This is a genomic window from Flavobacterium sp. 102 (assembly GCF_003634615.1).
Taxonomy (GTDB): Bacteria; Bacteroidota; Bacteroidia; order Flavobacteriales; family Flavobacteriaceae; genus Flavobacterium.
In genome coordinates this window covers 1443165-1462732 of the sequence record NZ_RBKX01000001.1, presented here as the reverse complement: position 1 = coordinate 1462732, position 19568 = coordinate 1443165, and the positions used below count along the sequence as shown (strand labels likewise).

General features: G+C 36.5%; 15 protein-coding genes. 1 reads left to right on the top strand and 14 read right to left on the bottom strand.

Going from position 1 to position 19568, the window contains the following annotated elements; genetic code table 11:
* Nucleotide 1: 1 nt before the first annotated feature.
* From C8C84_RS06370 to C8C84_RS06345, 6 genes are all read right to left on the bottom strand, one after another.
* Nucleotides 2-358, bottom strand: a complete 357-nt coding sequence (locus C8C84_RS06370) for a hypothetical protein (protein ID WP_121312737.1) — start codon at nucleotides 356-358, stop codon at nucleotides 2-4.
* Nucleotides 359-375: 17 nt separating this feature from the next.
* The gene (locus C8C84_RS06365) at nucleotides 376-864 is read right to left on the bottom strand and encodes a hypothetical protein (RefSeq protein WP_121312736.1); all 489 of its coding nucleotides are present in this window, start codon (nucleotides 862-864) and stop codon (nucleotides 376-378) included.
* An 86-nt stretch (nucleotides 865-950) separates the two neighbouring features.
* On the bottom strand, nucleotides 951-1874 hold the full coding sequence (locus tag C8C84_RS06360; RefSeq protein ID WP_121312735.1) for a hypothetical protein: 924 nt from the start codon (nucleotides 1872-1874) through the stop codon (nucleotides 951-953).
* A 39-nt stretch (nucleotides 1875-1913) separates the two neighbouring features.
* Nucleotides 1914-3503 carry an MFS transporter gene (locus C8C84_RS06355; RefSeq protein ID WP_121312734.1) on the bottom strand — a complete coding sequence of 530 codons (1590 nt, stop codon included), beginning with the start codon at nucleotides 3501-3503 and terminating at the stop codon, nucleotides 1914-1916.
* 5 nt (nucleotides 3504-3508) lie between these two features.
* Complete coding sequence (locus C8C84_RS06350; protein WP_121312733.1) at nucleotides 3509-4570, bottom strand: HlyD family secretion protein; 1062 nt, start codon at nucleotides 4568-4570, stop codon at nucleotides 3509-3511.
* 2 nt (nucleotides 4571-4572) lie between these two features.
* Nucleotides 4573-5913 carry a TolC family protein gene (locus C8C84_RS06345; protein ID WP_121312732.1) on the bottom strand — a complete coding sequence of 447 codons (1341 nt, stop codon included), beginning with the start codon at nucleotides 5911-5913 and terminating at the stop codon, nucleotides 4573-4575.
* A 228-nt stretch (nucleotides 5914-6141) separates the two neighbouring features.
* Here C8C84_RS06345 and C8C84_RS06340 point away from each other — a divergent pair, with 228 nt between their 5' ends.
* Nucleotides 6142-6927: an AraC family transcriptional regulator gene (locus tag C8C84_RS06340; RefSeq protein WP_121312731.1), complete on the top strand. Its 786-nt coding sequence runs from the start codon at nucleotides 6142-6144 to the stop codon at nucleotides 6925-6927.
* Nucleotides 6928-7077: 150 nt separating this feature from the next.
* Here C8C84_RS06340 and C8C84_RS06335 read toward each other — a convergent pair whose 3' ends face one another.
* From C8C84_RS06335 to C8C84_RS06300, 8 genes are all read right to left on the bottom strand, one after another.
* On the bottom strand, nucleotides 7078-8349 hold the full coding sequence (locus C8C84_RS06335; protein WP_121312730.1) for a Glu/Leu/Phe/Val dehydrogenase: 1272 nt from the start codon (nucleotides 8347-8349) through the stop codon (nucleotides 7078-7080).
* 104 nt (nucleotides 8350-8453) lie between these two features.
* Nucleotides 8454-8978 (bottom strand): superoxide dismutase family protein, encoded by a 525-nt coding sequence (locus C8C84_RS06330; protein WP_121312729.1) that lies wholly within the window; start codon nucleotides 8976-8978, stop codon nucleotides 8454-8456.
* Complete coding sequence (locus C8C84_RS06325) at nucleotides 8975-9748, bottom strand: T9SS type A sorting domain-containing protein (RefSeq protein WP_121312728.1); 774 nt, start codon at nucleotides 9746-9748, stop codon at nucleotides 8975-8977. The genes C8C84_RS06330 and C8C84_RS06325 overlap by 4 nt, the downstream gene beginning before the upstream one ends.
* 4 nt (nucleotides 9749-9752) lie before the next feature.
* Complete coding sequence (locus C8C84_RS06320; protein WP_233549739.1) at nucleotides 9753-10277, bottom strand: ankyrin repeat domain-containing protein; 525 nt, start codon at nucleotides 10275-10277, stop codon at nucleotides 9753-9755.
* 3 nt (nucleotides 10278-10280) lie between these two features.
* Nucleotides 10281-10826 carry a YceI family protein gene (locus tag C8C84_RS06315; protein WP_121312727.1) on the bottom strand — a complete coding sequence of 182 codons (546 nt, stop codon included), beginning with the start codon at nucleotides 10824-10826 and terminating at the stop codon, nucleotides 10281-10283.
* Between the two features lie 21 nt (nucleotides 10827-10847).
* On the bottom strand, nucleotides 10848-11201 hold the full coding sequence (locus tag C8C84_RS06310; protein WP_121312726.1) for a cytochrome c: 354 nt from the start codon (nucleotides 11199-11201) through the stop codon (nucleotides 10848-10850).
* 10 nt (nucleotides 11202-11211) lie between these two features.
* Nucleotides 11212-12057, bottom strand: coding sequence for a DUF5777 family beta-barrel protein (locus C8C84_RS06305; protein ID WP_121312725.1), 846 nt, complete (start codon nucleotides 12055-12057; stop codon nucleotides 11212-11214).
* A gap of 806 nt (nucleotides 12058-12863) precedes the next feature.
* Nucleotides 12864-19520: a T9SS type B sorting domain-containing protein gene (locus C8C84_RS06300; RefSeq protein WP_121312724.1), complete on the bottom strand. Its 6657-nt coding sequence runs from the start codon at nucleotides 19518-19520 to the stop codon at nucleotides 12864-12866.
* Between the last annotated feature and the right edge of the window lie 48 nt (nucleotides 19521-19568).

Genomic DNA, 19568 nt, shown 5'->3' with positions numbered 1-19568 from the left:
CTCAGTCACTCCATTTTTCAGTGGTAAGAAATGTAGCAAAAAATTCAGATACAGTAAACTCTTTAAGTACTTTGTCAATCAAATTATGTTTATTTTTTATTTTAACTACCTCCCAAAAGTAAGACTCACTTTTTGGAAAAGGTACTTCTAAACACACTGAATTGAATTGCGAAAAATCTTCGCAGTCTATGATCCCTATTATATAAGCTACTATATCTCTTTCATTGAAATTATCCCGGTACTCTACCCTAACATCATTATTATTCGCAAAGCAGACATTCGAATTACTCGTATATGCAGAAATAAAAGGCAGATTTAATAAAACTTCAAGTCTAGTTACAATTATGTTAGTGCTCATAATAATATTTTAAAGTGTTATCGCTTTACCTTCCAAAACGGATCAGACCAATCTTTGCAAGCATGAGAAAGTTTCGGAGACAAATACTCTCGTTCAAAAAACTCACTTAAACAATAATCAAACTTTAATTCCTTAAAAACATAGTGGTCCTCAAATCGAATCAAATTTTCTAACTCTTCCTCTATCCTATGCAATGATCTTTCAACATCTTTATTGCTTAAAAAAACCCTCTTAATTCGTCTATGTTTAGTTAACATTTTTTTTGTCAATATATGATCATTCCCTAAAACAAAAATTGCTATTCTCAGTTTTCTTTCTAATTGCAAATGTAAAAAATTTGAAAAGTACCAATCCGTGTAATTTTTAATCCTTATAAAGCAAATTTTTTGCCTTAGTCCCTCACGCACTTTCCAACAAAACTGTATGGCTTCGAGATTTTCAATATACAAAAGTTGAAAAAATGTTTCATCAGATATAGCCGTTTTTTTGTCTTTTGTAACCATCATATTTCTTGTTGCTGCGTTTAATTCAGAAACCTAGATTCATCTCTCCGTATGCAATTAAAAAATTGTAAAATTGTAAACAATGTCACTTACTTGCTTTTTGCAATTTGGTTCTCCAGCACTAATAATTTGCTTTCAAGTTCTACTAAAATAGGCATTAATATGGACGAAAACTTGTTTTGTTGGCTAACCACTAATAGCGAAGCTGACTTAAGACCAAGCGGTTTAACAAAAAAATAGTAATATAAAACACCAAAATTACAATTGAAATCATCTTTTACGACATGAACCTGCTCAGTATACATACCAATTCTATGGTTAACCAGCTTTGGAACATCTTTGATTTCTATTAACAAATTTCGAGTTTCAAGGAAGTATAGCAGATAGTTAACAAACATGCTCATTAAGTTAGATTTACTTCTCTTTTTCAATCTTTCAAAAGTGACCATACAAAGAAAAAAAAGTACTTCAAAAGACTCGGCATCATCTAAGCTTTGTTTCTTTTTTATAGCATTAAGGCTCTGGTAAGCCAAGCAATAGGCAGCTGCAGCCCTGTTGTAATTAAAGAATATGTTTTCAAGTTTAACATTGGCTATACTTTTGTTACTTTCATTCAATAATGACAAAATGTGATCTTTTCCAAGATTCCAATCAGTAGAAATTTTATATAAGTCCTCTATGACTTCATTAAATATCAAATGTTGGTCCATGACATCCAAAAAAATCCAATCCTTCCTTTTACTTTTAAAATCATGCACTCCTTTTTGAATAGAAATAAAAATAATTCCACCATACTGGGATAAATTTATTCTAATAGTTCCCCGGATACTTATCCACACAAGATGAACTTCATCTTTAGAACTATCTTCAATTTTCAAGTGTTTATTAATGCGAAGAAATAACCCTATTAATACTTGATTTCGTTTCTTTAGAGTATTTCTCTTTTTTTTGGATAAACCATAGTATGTTATACTAGCTATTGTTAGCAAAAAGATGATATATACAATCTCCATAATATTAATTTTAATATGAAATACTGCTTTTAAAACTCATCAAAAAGGTGAGGGCTGTTTTTTAGATAATGTTAAAATAGTTCTGTTTATATAGGGAAATAGTGCCACCAAGGTTAAGGTTAAGAGTAAGAGTACACATATTCCCTCATAATAATCAATTGCGTACCTTATATGATTTTGTGCTTTTATGGCATCAACTATTAATTTATTTACAGCTTTTGTAGCATACTCTGCACCAACTCCATGATTCATTAAAGCATTTTCATATTTTGAAATAGATTCACTGGTAACACTATTCGCTAGCGATACCTTGTCCTGAAAAGTATTATAGTGCTTACTCTTAGAATACAACTCATAGTAATTCATGAGTCCGATACTGACATAAAAACCTAAACACCTCATAAATAAGCATACACCGGCAGAGGTTACACTCAACTTTTCTGGTACAGATGAAACCATGAATATTATAGAAGGAGTCATTAAAGTACCCACTCCAAGTCCTTGAACCAGCAACGGAATATAAAAACTACTTTCATTTGCCTGCGTTGTAAAAAGGAAAACCATCCAGGCGTGGTAAATAAATAATAGCGTAAACCCGTATATCCAAAGTAAACGTACTGGACGTTGATGTAGGACAAAAACGGCTGAAACTATGACCCCAATTATAAGTCCAACAATATTAAGTAAGGTGATGTAACCAATATGAATTGGATCTAACCTCAAAACATCTTGGAAATAAGTCGTCGTGATTGAAAATGCAAATCGGCAAATGTAAAAGATGAGAATAATTAAGGCACCTATTTTAAAGTTTCTGTACTTAAATACTTCAAGATTCAAATAAGGTCGTTTTAAGCCCAACTGTCTTATAACGAAAAAAAAACTAGAAACTATAATCGCAACTATACTCCAAAAGATTCTTTTATCTTCAAACCAATAGTATTCCTGTCCATAAACCATAACATATCCTATCAAACAAATCGAAATAGCATAAAATAAAAAGCTTGCCCAATCTAACTGATACAATGGAAACTTTACATCAAGCCTCACATTATTCATAAATAATAGTAAGAACAACAAACTGGGCAAATAGGAGAACATGGCACATTTGTATAGAATATTAAAATCAAATGAGTCTACAACATGAGCCGTGACAAAATTGTTGAAAGGAATCATGGCAGCTAACATTCCGAAAAACACAGAGTAACCTATAACCCTTGCTCTTTGGCTTCTTAAACGTGCATATATAAGTGATAAAGACAGGTTTACCGTCATTGTAAAAGCCATCCCCTGTATAAAGCGGAAAACGAACAGGATGCCTACCTCCTTAGTACAGTAACAGATAAAAGAGCTTACAATCTGTATAATGGTAATTATTATAAAGTACTCCTTTGCAGCCAAAAATTTAAAAAAACGTCTTTCCAATGAAAAAAAACTCACATAGCCGGCATAAAACAGAGCAACCGAAAATATAACATCGTAGGTTTCTATGCCGGTATTTCCGGCAGCTGCATTAATATTGACCATAGGCAGAAAGAATAAGACTAAACTAGGCAGCAACACAATAAATAGCGTTATCTTAACTAGCCATTCTGGAACCCAACCTCTAAACAAAAACCCTTTTGGTAACATTTTTATTATTGTTTTTTGGCAATTGATACATTCACATTCATTCCTGCTTTTAGAAAATTAGCTTCTTTTTTCGGGCTGGTAACTTTTATTCTTACTGGCACACGCTGGACGATTTTTACATAATTCCCTGTTGAATTATCAGGAGGAAGTAAAGAAAAACTAGACCCTGTTGCCGGTGAAAAAGAGATAATAACACCTTTAAAAATTTTGTCAGGGTAGGCATCCGCAGTAAATTCAGCACTATCTCCCAGAGTCATCGAACTAATTTGGGTTTCTTTATAATTTGCAACTACCCATTTATCGGTCTCAGCATTTACAATATAAGCCAATACCTGTCCGGCATCAATCATTTGGCCTTTTTCAACAGTCCTTCTACCCATAAATCCATCATAGGATGCAGTCACTACTGTATAAGTTACATCTAGCTTGTGACGGTCTAATAATGCTTTAAGTCTTTTTATTTCTGCCTTCGTTACTATTTCTTGGGCTCGCGCTTCATTTATTTCCAATAAGGAAGCTTGGTAATTATCCTCGGCAGACTCTGTCTGTGCCATAGCAGTACTATAATCGGATTCAACTTCTTCTAATTTTTGTTTAGTTGCCGACTCACTACTAACTAATTTTTTATAGCGTGAGTATTCTAGTTTCTCTTTCTGCAACTCAGCTTTTGCTATATCTATTTTAGACAGGTTAACCTTTGCAGATTTAATGAGCGTTTGAACCTTATTCTGCCAAACGACCAACTGTGCCTTTGCATTCAGCAAGGCTGCTTCTGTCTGTTCTTTTTGAATTATATATTCCTGACTGTCGATAACCAAAATTGTGTCACCTCTTTTTATAGGCTGGTTTTCTTCAAATTTAACTTGCGTAATAAACCCTCCTGCTCTCGCAATAACTGGGTTAATATATTCTTGTACCTGTGCGTCATTTGTCTTTTCATTTTTAGAAATATCAAGAAGTGTTATGACTCCCCAAATGATCAATATCAGCGATATAATGCCAGCAATCCATGCAGTGATTTTTGTAATAAGCTTATCCGTTACAGTGTATGTGTTTTTATTTTTCATTCTTAAAGAGTTCCTAAAATATTTTGAAGTTGATAATATTGAATTTGAGCATTAATCTTTGCCGAGGCAAAACTGAATTTGCTTTGAAGTAATTGTATATCGGCATCCAGCAAATCAGTTATCAATGATGCTTGGTTAAAATAATTTTCTCGAACAATCCTTGCACTTTCCATAGATTGTTCAATATCTGCTTTTGCAACATCTATCCGGAGTAACGATTCCTTAAAACGTAGGTAATTTTCATAAACCTGTTCTCTCATCTTATCATCAGTATGGTGATGCTCTAACTCTTCTTTTTCCAAGTTCAATTTAGCAACCCTTTCTTTCGGTTTATTTACAAATAACTCAGAAAGTGGAATGGATGCCCTTATTCCGAAAATTCCAAGTGTATAATTGCTGGGAGAATAAGGATATAAGAAAATTTGAGGGTTTGCCAAATAAAATTCCCCTGAGAAGCCTATTTTAGGCCTCACATTAGCTTTTATATTTTTTAGTTCTATTTTTTTAAGAGCTACTGTTCTTTCCGAAATATGATAGTCATAGGAATTGTTTTCGGCAATTTCTAGGTAATCATCATATGATTTTAAATCAAATAAAAAAGGATTTAATTCTTCGTATGGGTCAACAATTTCCTGATCCGGCAACCCAATTAGTATATTTAACCTTTGATTAGCAATGGAGATATCATTCTCAATCTTAACAAGTATCATTTTTTGATTGGACAGTTGTAACTCCACTCTAAGCACGTCACTTTTTAGAATAACTCCATGCTTGTAAAGCTCTTTTATTTCAAATAATTGTTTCTCCTGATTGGCAATCTCTTTTACCATTAATTCTTTAAAAATTAAACTTTTTTGTAAATTCAGATAATATACAGAGGCTTGCAATTTAATTTCAGAAACGGTCAATCCTTTTTGTATTTCAGCAATTTCATTTAGGACTTTCTTCTTATCAATTTTTAGATTCAATTTGTTACCATTATAAATGTTTACATAAAAATCCGCACTTAATTTGTAAAGCAAATGAATAACTTCATGTTGGACCGGACTGTGAAAGAGACCGTTTTCATATACAGGTATGTTAGTTGCATACTCATAATTCCCTTTGAAACTTACTTCAGGAAATCGTTCATACTGACTTTCTTTAATTTCTTCTTTACTTACTGCAGCCTCTAGAACACTTAAATTAATTTTTTTACTCGATTCGATAGCCTTTGACCAAGTTTCGCTTATAGAAAGCGGAGTTCCTTGTTCATGCCTTAATAGAGGATTTTGTGAAAAAAGAAGGGCAGATTGAAAGAAAAACAAACAAAATAGTAGATGCCTTTTGTATTGGAAAAACATTATGATTTAATTTTAATGTTGCAAAAGTAAATCCCCGAAATACTTTAAGTTTACGCAAAATAGACTAATACTTAATTAATCCAGCCAATGAAAAAAATCTGACGGAATACTACTTTAAGTTGCTTTAAATTTCTCATAGAAACAAACATAAATTTCAAGATTTAAAAAAATATACCGTCTGATTTTTTGTATATTTGATAGAATCGAATACTTTAAAAACAAACATTAATGAGTCTGATTGCTTCCTTACCCGACATTGATAATTTTTCTTCTTCAGTTTTCGTAATGCACGAAAAGTTTGAAAAGTACATTCCTTATCATAGTCATACCAAAGGTCAACTGTCTTATGTAGAAGGAGGACTTGCCTATTTACAAGTTAATGATAAGCATTATGTAATTCCTGCCCGACATTATTTTTGGGTGCCCAAAGGTTTAACGCACATCTTAAAAATGGGGCATTCAGCAACAGTTTTGAGGTCTTTGTTTTTTTACACTCATGACGATGACAAAGACCCTTTCTACACTGAGGTTGGGATTTATCCAATTAACGACTTATTAATGGAAATGATTAAATATTCGGAAAGTTGGGATGGACACATAGCTCCTGACGACAATAAATATCGTTTTTTATCGGTAATAAAGGATATCTTACCGGAAATAAGCCATAGGACGCTCCCTATTGCTCTTCCTTTTACAGAAAACGAACGAATGATCCCAATTTTGAAATTTTTGAAAAAAAACATTGCAGAAAGTCATTCGTTGGAAAGTATAAGCAAACAATTTGGAATAAGCCCAAGAAGTCTTTCTAGGCTTTTCCAACAGACTTTGGGCACTTCTTTCCTTCAATACATTAAGCTGTTAAGAATAGTAAGAGCTATCGAACTCATGCTTCAGACTGACTTATCGCTTAGTGAAATTGCTTATGCTGTTGGTTATGGTAGTCTACCTTCTTTCAGCAATACTTTTTTCCAACTTACCAATTTCAGGCCTTCAGACTTTAAAAAGAATCTTTAATTTTAAAAAACATAATTTGCCGTAATACAAAGAATTGAGAAAAAAATAGAACTAACTTCATCAATACTAAGTTTTTTTGACTTCATTGTTATAACTAAGGACCTCTTTGGCTTAGCAAATCATTTTCTACCTGACCAATTATACTTTGATTTACGGAAAAATACCTCGTTGTCTGTAAACGGTTTCAATTCTAGTAATAGCTATAATGTAAGCCGCCGAACGCCAATCAATATGACCTTCTTTAACTTTTAATTCTACCTTCTTAAATGCCTCTGTCATTTTTTTCTCCAGCTTAACCATCACCTCATCTAAATGCCATATTTCCCCATTCCTATTCTGCAACCACTCAAAGTAGCTGCCAATAACTCCTCCTGCGTTGCATAATATATCTGGTATAATGGTGATCTCTCTGTTGAGCAAAATAGCTTCTCCTTCAAAATCGGTAGGTCCATTAGCACCCTCCGCTACTAATTCAGCTTTAATTTTGTGGGCATTATTTTTCGTAATTTGATTTCCCATAGCTGCCGGTATAAGAATATTACATTCTAGCCCAAAAAACTCTTCGCTAGGAATTTCTTCAGCTTCTTTATAACCTTTGACTGACCCTTTTCGTGGTTTACAGTGAATATGCAAATTAGCAACATCAATCCCATTCTTACTGTAAAGAGTAGCATGGGCGTCCTGTACACTTATCATTATCGCCCCTTCTTTTGTCAAAAAATGCGATGTCCAATATCCAACATTTCCAAAACCTTGCACGATGAATGTTTTACCATCCAACTTTTCATTTCGGCTTTCATACCATAACTTAATATTTAAGAATACACCAAATCCTGTCGATCTGTCTCTTCCCTCAAGTCCACCCGATCCTACTGGTTTACCGGTTACTATGTGTTTATTTCGAGATCGCTCAGAAGTAGGCTTAGTCGACATATATGTATCTGCAATCCAAGCCATGGTCTGCTCATTAGTATTCACATCTGGTGCAGGTATATCATAGTCCGGACCAATATTGTCTCCCAGTGCGTAAGTAAATCGTCTCGAGATACGCTCCAATTCTAAAAGTGAATACTCTCTTGGGTCCAATTGTATCCCTCCTTTTGCCCCTCCATAAGGCAAACCAACTAAAGAAGTTTTCCAAGTCATCCATATAGCCAACGCTCTAGCATCATCAATATTAAGAGACGGATGGTACCTCAAGCCACCTTTATATGGTCCCAATACATTATTGTGCTGCACTCTATAGCCTGTAAAAATTTTGATGCTACCATTATCAAGTTTAACAGGAAAATGGACAACAATCTCGTTAGTAGTAGCTTCTAATATTTTTCTTATTTCCGGATCTAATTTAATAGTATCGGCACTTTTGGTAAATTGTTGCATAACAGTACTATACATGCTCTTCTTTTCTAGATTACTCATGATTTTAATTAATAATGATTGCTAGTTCTTGTTTTTTTCTCATCTTTTTGGCTCAATACTAATGCTGTTTTTAATTACAATTTTCAGTAATGATATCCTACTACTCAACGGATAATTCCTGAACACGCAATCCTAGCACCTGCATTACCAGAAGGTTGCGAAACATAATCATCGGCATCCTGATGAATGATGAGGCTTTTCCCTAAAATATCTTTAGTGGAATCTCCACAACCAATGCACCATTCAGCAGTATCAACCGAAAGCATAGCATTACCATCTTCGTTCGCTATAAGATTTCCTATATCGCCTTTATGACATGATATAGAGCCCCACTTGCCATGAGGCTTAAAAGTGGGATTCCAATGACCTCCGGCCGAACTGGCATCTGTTGCTGAACAATCCGCTTTTTCATGAATATGTATCCCGTGTGTCCCAGGTTTTAAGCCTTGCATTTTTACATCCAGCGAAACAATCTTATTCAGTTCAGTAAAAATTGCCGTTCCCTTAGCATTACTTGCACTACTTGGTTCCAAATCAATCTTTAGAAGAACCGATTTTGATGATGTATCAACTTTACAGCTCATTACAGTCATTAAAACCAACAAATAATATATTATTCTCTTTTTCATTCCTTAATCACTTTTTTAATTGAAACTAAATTTTCGATAGATGTAATTTCTATAAAATATATACCCTTAGATAAATCAGAAACAGCAACCTGTCCAATTGGATTATAATGTGTGGTGACTAGTTTACCATACATATCATAGATTTTTACCATACGAATTCCAACATTAGAGGTGATAGTAAAACTATTATCCACCGGGTTTGGAGATATTGTGGTGGTTTCTTTTGGCTGTTCTATTTCATCTGTCCCTAAAAAGGCGAAAGGCACATTAAGCAGATATCCTTTGTTATTAGCCCCATGATATGCCAATGTGTAGCTCGCAGTACTCATTCTAGAAAAAGCAAAATCTATATCAGGATTTGCATATACAAAATCATAATCATTTGGATTACCAGTATTAAATGCCCTTGTGGCAATTATGGTTCTTGTTCCTCCGTTAACTGTGTTCGATAACATTGTCCAATCATTGGCATCCTGTGTTGGTGCTATGCCAATACCATTATGTACAGCATCAATTAACGTACTTCCATTATAATAAACAACATCCTGTCCACTCTCCATACCCTGTCCGTTGGCAAATGACCCTATTTGTAGAGCAAACCAGCGATCAGTTGGGCCGGTTAATGTCAGGGTTGCTGTTAAATCAGTGTTATTAAGATCTAATTTGGCCGTCATTCCCGTTAAAAGGTTCACAGTATCAGTTGATTTAGTTTGTGCCTGCAAACCAATTATTGAAAATAACAGATAGTAAAATAATAGTTTTAATTTCATAAGATTATTGTTTAAGTAAATTGATTATCTCCTCATCTTTTGTAAAAACAGCATATTCAAATGGTGTCTTGCCAGTCTTATCTCTGACAGTTTTATCAGCTTCATACTCTAATAATAAACGTATCAGCTTTATGTTCTTAAATTGAACCGCATACATTAATGGCACTACTCCTTGTTCATCTGATAAATTTGGGTTAGCTCGGTAAAGCAGTAATTTTCGGGCTAAGTGATAATTGCCTTTTACAACAACAGCTGCTAACGCAGTCCCACTCGGACTCACATAATTAATATTATTCACTTTTTTCATTAAATATTCAGCCACATCGTTATTCCCTTTGTAGCAGGCAAGTAATAATGGTGTAAAACCATTAGCATTGACTGCATTAATAGTATCTTTATTTTTTTGCATCAACATTTCGATGTCTCTAATAGATCCATTCCGCGCTACATTGAATATGTTTTTGTTGTCTATAGTCTGTCCTACACATGTCGTTGATACAAAAAAGAGTAATAGCATTAGTAGTTTCATAACTTATTGTTTGGTTAAAGTCAAACTATATCTAATAATCACCTTTTCAGCAATCTTATTCCACAGTATTTTTGGTATTTCAATCCCATAATCCTCAGGTTTAGCTTCAAAGCTTCCGGTAAGTAATACGTTATCAGAGGACATAGATACATTGACTATTGTACTCACTTTTTTTGTTTTTCCATGAAGTGTAAGGTCACCAGACAGCTTATAGCTTTTTGCTAATGAAGCAATATTGGAGATGTTAAATCCATCAATTTGCCCAACAAAAGTTGCTCTCGGAAATTTTTCGGACTCTAGATAATTTTCATTAAAATGCTCTTCCATAAGAGCCGATTTAAAATGAAAGCCTTTTATGAGTGCCAGCACCGCTAAATCTCCTTTTAAAATTTCTAGCACCGCTGATGTTTCGCTATTTACAGCTTTAACTTCTTCAAAACTTGAAGCTGAAGCTTCAAACTTCAAGCTCCCACTTTTTGTGATGTACTTCTGACCATATCCCATAGCAGAGAGAAGCATTAACAGTAAAAATGTAACAATTTTATTCATACATAAAGTTTAAAAAATTCATTATTCTACTAATCCATCCGAATTCCATTGGATGATACTATTTATTTTGTTTTGTGGCATACGACCGGTTTGAGGCATCTGGCCGGCTTCTCCATTTTGGCGTTGAATTCGGTCTAACAGATCAGTATTTTGCATGGCATCCTTTACTTCTTCATAAGTGGTAAAAGGTCTGAAAGAGGCAGTACCTCCTGTATGATGGCAACTCGAGCAATAAGTACTAATGATATTTTTAACATGCGAAGTATACGTTATCGGTCCAGTTATGATTTGATTTTCTTGGATATCATCATAAGTTGTCGTTTCACAAGAGCTTACAACAAAGGCAACAATGCATGTAAGTAGAATTTTTTTCATAAGCTAATTTTTAAAATACCCTATATAAATTAAATCCAAAAAAAACTTCTCCTTTTTCCCAGTTACCACTAGCAGCCGTAAGATAACCACTCTCCGTCATTGCCTGTGAATTAGTAAATATCAATTGAAAAATATGTCCACCAGTTTCAACATCTAGTCCAACAGATAAAGGGTTTTGATAATAATCCGGCAAATTGAAATTATTTAGATACTCAAATGTCAAAGACAGCCTTTTAGTAATTTTCATTCGTCCGCCCGCTCCTACAGTAAACTGATTATCGTTTTCAATTATAGGACTGTAAACATTCTTATGGATAAAAGACGAAGCAATTTCTAAGGAAAGTTTTTCAGAAAATTTACGTGATACAAGAATCTGATTTATATAAGTAAGACGGTGTGAAAATTCTAATCCGGGATATTCCTCTTTCCTGAGAAAACTGTTAACGTCCAATGTGTTATATCCAACAATATCGAAAGGAAGCTGGTCTCCTTGTCGCATGACTCTGTACTTCAAACCCGCCTCATATACCTTTAGTAAAGTATGCCGTGACCCACTGACTGAAAGCCAGTCTGTAGCACCATAGACACCTCCTATTTTAGTTGTGGCACCATCAAAACCAAAAAACTCAGAAATACCTCCCCTCACTGAACCAAAGCGATGTGAAACAACAAAATAAAATTCCTGTTTAGCAGGCATCTTTGTGGATTGCAGTGTAACAATCTGTAAACCTTTGAAAGTTGCAGTTGCATAAGATGGCTTCTTAGAGACGGTATCAAATTCAGCCAATAAATCACTTTGGGAATATCCCTGAAGTACAAATAATACCAAAGTAGCTTTTAAAAAAAATTTTATCATGTAGTAAACTCAATTAAACAGAATTCTTCTTTTTTTAGTATTTATTAAAACCTACTTTCTTCAAAATAAAGAAAGGTCATGGTCTTTAGAGGAATTTGTCACACAAAAGGTTACAAAATAATGCTAAGAAGTGGAAAAAATTATAATTTACGATATGAGACTGCCCTTTTTATAAACCTAAATAATTATACCAATTAATAAGTTATTTTAAAAGACAAGTAACCAATATAGAACAATACAAAAAACTATTTTAGCAGATTAAGAATATATTAGGCTATTTCTACTCTAGCTCTAAAAATTATGAATTATAACAATAATACTCTTGTCGGGACTTCTGCAGTAACTTTTTACTAACTCCTATCGCATCACCCGGCTATTCAAAAAAAACATAACTTCACCGCGGTCATAAACAACATTCTTCTTTTCAATTGAAAATCTCCGGTTATCAATATTTCTAATAACTGTCTCGTAAACTGTCTCTATCAGCTAACCGTTTAAATCGGTAATGTTTGAATTGCTTTTATAATTTCTTACTTAATGCTTCAAATTGTAAACTATAAATTGATTTAAAAACTCAATCACTTGATTCGAGAACAAGTCTATATCGCCCACCACCGTTAAAAACTCCACTATGGCCAGTGGCGTTTTTTTATTTTAGGAGCAGACCATTTTGCTTTCTTTCAATACAGCTCCCGCTATCCGCGCTACAAGGTAGCCAGCTCCTATCGGGGCTAATTAGACAAATCAATTTTCTATCACAACAGAAAAGCCACTCAATCGAGTGGCTTTTCTTATTTGTGTACTGCTTATCGTTTCAACGAGAAGTGCGCTTTAAATTGCTTCATGCCGCCTTGCTCCGGATAATCTACCGTAAACCAGTAATCTGTTGAAGGTAACGGTTGTCCGTTGTAGGTTCCGTCCCATCCATCTCCTGCCGAACTGATTTGTTTCAGTAATTTTCCGTAGCGGTCAAAGATGAAGATTTTGGTTTGAGCTGCATAATTAAATAATCCTACTACATTCCAAGTATCATGAATACCATCTCCGTTTGGCGTAAAGTAATGTGGATAATCAATCACCTGAACATCATTGATCATTAATTCCTCACAACTAAAAGCGATTCCGCCTTCAGTATCCCAAACATGGATCACATGATTTCCTAACGACACACCTTCAAAGATATTACTCGTCTGTCTTGGGCCGTCATCCAAACTGTATTCATAAGTGCCCCAGCCTTCCACTGTCACGGTGATGATTTGACTATTGGTAAACGCATTGGTTACGGTATATCCTGCCGTACCTGTCGAAATACTAGCCGGTCCTGATTGTATCACATCAAAACCTAATGAAGTAGTCTCACAAGCCAGCAGACTGTTGCTAATTACTCTAACGGTGTAGCTTCTCGTGGCTCCTGTTGGCGAAGCCGTGTCAACGGTATAAGTTGAACCTGTTGCTCCCGGTATTAACGTCGTGCCCTCATACCACTCAAAGGTATAATCCGCCGGATTTGGAATATTGCTGTTTAGTGTCAGTGGTCTTACTACCAATCCACTGGTAAAGTCAACACAAATCGTCGTCACTCCATTTGGTGTAGTGATAATTGGATTCGGGTAACGCTCTATCTCGATATCGATTGTAGTAAGCGCATAACAGAATGGGGTAATGCTATTGCTGCTGTTCTCTACCTTAACCCAAATTTGGTCAGTATCGGGTTGGGTAATGTAAGCTTGTGCTTCTGCCAAGGTGATGGCATTGATGCCTTGTTCTGCATCGGCTTGGGTGTGATAGTAACTAATCAAGAACACCAATGGGTCTTGTCCGTTTAATATCGCAGTCTCGTACTGGGTTAAATCCAATTGGAACACACCATCATAAGGGTCGGTGTAAGTATCACAACTCGAGAAGCTCTGTGGTCCTGTAGCCTGAGCATATTCCTCTACTGCCAAAGTAAGTACTCCGGTGGCATTAACACAACCTGTAGCATTGTTCACTACTCTGATGTAGATGTTTTGGCTGTCCGGTGTCGTGTTGGTGTAATTGTTTGGTAGCGGAGTTTCTCCGGTATTAGTCAGCGGATTTGCCCCTGCTTGGGTTAAGTAATATGTAATGGTAAAATCAGCCGGGTTTTGAGTGGCTCCCAAAATAGCGGTTGCTAAGATTGGATTGGTCAAATCAAATGCTGCCAGTCCATCAGTATCATTATCACATACCCTGTAAGGTGCCAGTGGCTGCACTACTGTTGGTAAAGGATTAACCGTTAAAGGTTGCTCCACCAGTACAAAACAATGATTGCCAAAAGAATCTATTCTGTTGTTCTCTACTCTTATCCATACACTTTGCTCATTTGGATCAACATCTCCTACTAAAGCTGCTGTTACTGTGGACAGTGGAATTTCATTCTGTGGCACTAAAGCATCGGCTTGGCTGTGGTAATAATGTAGCGTTAAATTAGGGTCGCCATTTAAGATATAAGCCGCATTAACCGTTAAGTCAAATACCTCCATCATATCGCCGGGATTGTTGTCATCACACTTCGCTCCTAAGCTCGGTGGATTCGTGTTTGGCGTTGGGATAGGTAAGACTCTGATGTCTAAAGTCGTTACACTGGAACAACCCGCGGCACTAGTTACCACAACTCCTAATGTTTGAACTGCCGGTGAGGTATTGGTATAAGCCGTTGGTGTAGCAATAGCATTGGCTGGATTGCCTGCCTGCGCCAAAGCATAACTTGGATAATAGGTTACGGTATAACCTGATAAACTTTGGGTAATCATCACATCTCTTATCGTCAAGTCAAAGCTGTGGAATTGGTCATTCGGATTCGCATCATCATCACACAAACTCAGTGGTGTTGGGGTGATGAGTAATAATGGAATATTAACAATAATATCAAATTCGCCAATATTAAAACATCCTGTAGTGTTGTCCTCTACTCTCACCCAAATCGTTTGATTGGTCGTAGCCAAATAACTAGTCGCAGGGATGATTGGAATATCATTTTGTGCGCGTAGCAATGTGGTATGATAAGTGATTGTATAATTACTGGCTGCTAGTGGTTGTTGGGCTAAAACATCAGGGGTTCTTACCGTTAAATCAACTATTGTACTAGCACTTTGATTGTTGTTGTCTGTATCACAAACCACAATATCATCCAAATTAATTGGGGCTATAGGACTTGGGTTTACATTCAATACAATTGGGATAACACTCCAACAACCTGTAAGTGGATCCTCAGCTCTCACATACAAGATTTGGGTAAACGGATTGATATTATCATACAACTGAGTAATGTCAATTGCCGTCACAAGATTGCCTAGCTCAGCATCGCTTAGGGTTTCATAGAAAGTCAATATGTAATTGGCGCCTTGTAAAATATCTGCGGTCAAAGTCGCTAAATCAAAACTCGAAAAGCCATCCTGATTCTCATCACAAATCGTGTAAGGTGCTGTTGGTGGAATCGGTGTTGGTAATGGTACTACTCTAATATCTATCGTAGAGATACTATAACAACCGGTAAGAGTATTGGTAATCACCACGCCTAAAGTCTGAACATAGATAATTTGGTTAGGATACTGCAAATCAGGGTGTGTCTCATTAATCGAAGTACCCGGCACTTGCGCCTGAGCAGCAGCCAAACTTGGATAGAAAGTAACACTCATGCCTTGTTGTCCCAATAATATCGGATCAACTTGGGAAAGTAAATCAAAGGTCTCAAAACCTATCGCGCCGTTGTAATCACACAAAGTATACTGCGGATAATTCGGCTGGGTAGCATTGGGTAATGGATTAACAATCAAATCTAACTCAACAATATCATAACAACCTGTCGCTATAAACTCTACTCGTACAAATAAAGTTTGGCTCCATTGGGTTTGGTTGATGTAATTCGTCACACCAGTGATAGTAGCTGTCTCGTTCTGTGCATCTACAAAAGTTGGATGGAAAGTTACATTCACTAATGATGGGTCAATAGTCCCTAATATCTGCGGCTCAGTCGTTGTCAAGTCAAAAGCCTCATAACCTATTTGTCCCGTGTAATCACACAATTCATAATCATCAGGCTCTGTAGCCTCTGGCGTTGGATCAACAATTAACTGTAATTGAACATAATTAGCACATCCTGTCAAAGTATAAAATACTCTGACATAAATAGTTTGCGTCCATGGATTGATATTCTCGTATGGGCTAGGTTTTGGATTAGCGCCAAGCAGCGCATCAGTCTCAGTTTCATGATAAGTGATGGAAACACCTAGTAGTGGCCATATGCCTCCGGCTATCTCTGTCGAGGCAGATTCTAAATCAAAGAAGCCAAATCCGTCATTGTTTGGATCACAATAATGAAGAGCTTGTGGTGTGATGGCAATTGGTCCTTGGGTTACTCTAAGCAATTGCGTGGTCGTAGCATAACAACCTGTAACATTATCCTCTACTCTGATGTAAACAATTTCGTTATCCGTGCCAATGTAAGTATCTGGAGTAGTTATCGGGCTTGTCGCATTTTGAGCAGCAAGTAAAGTAGTGTAATAAGTCACGGTAACTAGTGAAGTATTACCTGCTGTTACAACCCCTTCATTGATAGTTAAATCAAACTCTGCCTGAGGCGTCGCACCATTACTACATTGGAATATAGGTTCAGGTGTAGTAGCAATTGGCAATGGATTCACCACCAAATTAAACCAACTCACCGCATCACAACCTGTCGCATTATCGCTAATGTTAATCCAAATTTGTTGAGGATTGCCATTGTTAGAATAAGTATTTGCAAGCGGACTAGTTTGCGTTTGAGCATCACCTTGAGTTAAATAATAACTGATCGTTACATTAGTTTGTCCATTGGCAATCTCAATATCCATGCTATTTAAAGTAAATACCTCAATCTCATCACCTGTTGAATTGTAATCACACAATTCGTAATCTGAAATTAAAGGATTGGGTACCGGAACCGGATTAACCGTGATAGTATAAGAACCCGAAGTGGCACAGTTATTTAATGTGGCTGTGATATTGATAGTTGCCGTAACTGATGGTCCATTATTAAAGGCTCCAAAATTTGGAATATTACCCGTTCCTGAAGCCGCTAATCCAATAGAAGGATTACTGTTGGTCCAAGTGAAATTTGCTCCAGCCGGCAAGCTTACAAAAGCATTAGTGGCTACAGTATCACCCGAACAAACTGTTATATTTGAAGGAACATTCGTAATCACCGGTAATGGATTGACCGTAACCACGGCACTTCCACTGAGGTTTTGAAGACAAGCAATGGCACCCGGCAAAGAAACACTTACTAATGCATAAGTACTACTTACCGTTAATATTGGAGTTGTTAGTGATGCTAAACCTGTTCCATCTAAAACAGTAGTCTGATTAGCGCCTCCATCTACAGTATAAGTAACTGTCGCATTCGGAGTACCATTAAAAGAAATCACTGCCGAATTGCTCGAACAGATTGTTATTGTCCCTGATATTGTAGCTGTCGGCAATTGAAGAACCGTTACTGTGGCTATACCTGTTTGTGCTTGACTACAAGGCGGTGTTCCTGACAATGCCACACTTACTAGAGTGTAAACGCTATTCGAAATTAATGCTGGAGTGGTCAAGGTTGCTGAACCTAAACTATTCAAAACTATCGTCTCATTAACACCTCCATTGACAGTATAAGTAACTGTTGCATTAGGTGTCCCGTTAAAGGTAATAACTGCTGTACTTCCTGAACAAATGGTTGTTGTTCCGGAAATGGTTGCCGTTGGAGTTGCACTAATAGTCACAATGGCGGAACCTGTTTGGGCTTGACTACAAGAAGGTACTCCGGAAGTTGCCGCACCAACTAAATCATAAGTAGTATTTGCAATCAAGGCTGGTGTTGTAAAGTTGGCAGCGCCTGTTCCATCCAAAACAATAGTTTGATTACTTCCTCCATTTATAGTGTAAGTTACTGTTGCATTTGGAGTACCACTGAAACTAATGACCGTAGTTGACCCTGAACAAATAGAGGTGGTTCCTGAAATTGTAGCAGTCGGCAGATTAACAACTGTTATTATTGCAGAACCCGTTTGAGATTGACTACAAACCGGTGTTCCTGACGAGGCAACACTTACTAAATCATAAGTACTACTAACCGTTAATGCAGGTGTTGTTAAACTAGCTAAACCACTTCCATCTAAAACTATAGTTTGATTGGCACCACCGTCAACGGTATAAGTAACGGTTGCATTGGGTGTTCCGTTAAAGGAAATAACTGCCGTAGCTCCGGAGCAAATGGTTGTTGTCCCGGAGAGGGTCACTGTTGGCAACGGATTGACAGTAACTGACACCGACTGATTAAGTGGTTGAAAACAAATTGTAGCTCCCGATCCATCCAAAATCCTTACCCCTGTTAAGGTATAAGTTGTATTAGCTGTCGGTGATTGGGTTAAAGTAAAAATCCCTAAAGGGTCTAAAACAGCTGTTTGCGTTACTCCGCCATTAATGGTATAAGAAAAGGTCGCATTGGGAGTTCCTGAAAAAGTAGTCGTAACACTTTCGCCGGCACAGATAGAAGTACTCGAAATACTTACCGAAGCATTGGGCACCAAATTCACTACCAAATCAAATTCCGTTGTACTGGAACAACCGGATACTATATCAGTTACTCTGACATAGATGGTTTGCGGATTGGAAGTATTGGCATAAATATCCGGTAACGGATTTACATTATCAATGGCATTCGCCAGTGTAGTATGAAACGATATGATATTATTTGTAGTATCAGCATTTATGAGTGGTCTAACGGTATCAAGATTATAGATTCCAATATTAGGTGTATTGCTACACGTTAAAACATCAGGGATTGCGTTTGCCGGCGGCGGCGAAGTAAAAGCACCTGTTCCTGTCATCGCTGATCCAATCCATTGTATTTGAAATCCTCCATCACCTGCCGGTCTGTCAATGGCGATATAATAGGATTGTCCAGGCAAAACATTCAACCATCTCACATATCCGTTTCCACTAGCGCCAGGACCAGTTTGCGTGAGCAAAGTTGAGCCGTACATTCCGGTAAGATTGTTGGTCATTCCGGCTTGTTGCGGGTTGGTCGTTGCACATCGAATTGGTGCACCTAACGCACCACAAACCGCATTGGGTCCAAATACCCAAAAATCATAATCAACGGTAACACTAGGATCATCAGGAATCAAATTGAATCCCAAAGTTCCGGCTTGAACAATATTTATCTCTAACCAAATAGAATTACTTTCCAATCCGCCACAGGCATTAATTTCCTGTGTGTTGCCACTGCCACTTGCATTAGAAGTAAAACTTCCGTTTCCACATACAATAATAGCATTGACACAATCATTGGGCTCTATTTGCGCCACGATAGTGTTGGTAAAAACCAAGGCTAAAATCAACTTTAAAACATTCTTCATTAAATCATTGTATTTATGCATAATAGCCAATCCCAAATTTTCGTTGAGATTAGCTATCATTTTCCGAACATTGATATTTTAACTTTTAACCCTTGAACAATGTCCGTA

Excerpts from the sequence above, each read along its gene's own strand:
- C8C84_RS06310 (WP_121312726.1), bottom strand. The coding sequence starts at position 11,201 with ATGAAAAAAATTCTACTTACATGCATTGTTGCCTTTGTTGTAAGCTCT.
- C8C84_RS06355 (WP_121312734.1), bottom strand. The coding sequence starts at position 3,503 with ATGTTACCAAAAGGGTTTTTGTTTAGAGGTTGGGTTCCAGAATGGCTA.
- C8C84_RS06370 (WP_121312737.1), bottom strand. The coding sequence starts at position 358 with ATGAGCACTAACATAATTGTAACTAGACTTGAAGTTTTATTAAATCTG.
- C8C84_RS06330 (WP_121312729.1), bottom strand. The coding sequence starts at position 8,978 with ATGAAAAAGAGAATAATATATTATTTGTTGGTTTTAATGACTGTAATG.
- C8C84_RS06320 (WP_233549739.1), bottom strand. The coding sequence starts at position 10,277 with ATGAAACTACTAATGCTATTACTCTTTTTTGTATCAACGACATGTGTA.
- C8C84_RS06365 (WP_121312736.1), bottom strand. The coding sequence starts at position 864 with ATGATGGTTACAAAAGACAAAAAAACGGCTATATCTGATGAAACATTT.
- C8C84_RS06345 (WP_121312732.1), bottom strand. The coding sequence starts at position 5,913 with ATGTTTTTCCAATACAAAAGGCATCTACTATTTTGTTTGTTTTTCTTT.
- C8C84_RS06340 (WP_121312731.1), top strand. The coding sequence starts at position 6,142 with ATGAGTCTGATTGCTTCCTTACCCGACATTGATAATTTTTCTTCTTCA.
- C8C84_RS06350 (WP_121312733.1), bottom strand. The coding sequence starts at position 4,570 with ATGAAAAATAAAAACACATACACTGTAACGGATAAGCTTATTACAAAA.
- C8C84_RS06335 (WP_121312730.1), bottom strand. The coding sequence starts at position 8,349 with ATGAGTAATCTAGAAAAGAAGAGCATGTATAGTACTGTTATGCAACAA.
- C8C84_RS06300 (WP_121312724.1), bottom strand. The coding sequence starts at position 19,520 with ATGATAGCTAATCTCAACGAAAATTTGGGATTGGCTATTATGCATAAA.
- C8C84_RS06325 (WP_121312728.1), bottom strand. The coding sequence starts at position 9,748 with ATGAAATTAAAACTATTATTTTACTATCTGTTATTTTCAATAATTGGT.
- C8C84_RS06315 (WP_121312727.1), bottom strand. The coding sequence starts at position 10,826 with ATGAATAAAATTGTTACATTTTTACTGTTAATGCTTCTCTCTGCTATG.
- C8C84_RS06360 (WP_121312735.1), bottom strand. The coding sequence starts at position 1,874 with ATGGAGATTGTATATATCATCTTTTTGCTAACAATAGCTAGTATAACA.
- C8C84_RS06305 (WP_121312725.1), bottom strand. The coding sequence starts at position 12,057 with ATGATAAAATTTTTTTTAAAAGCTACTTTGGTATTATTTGTACTTCAG.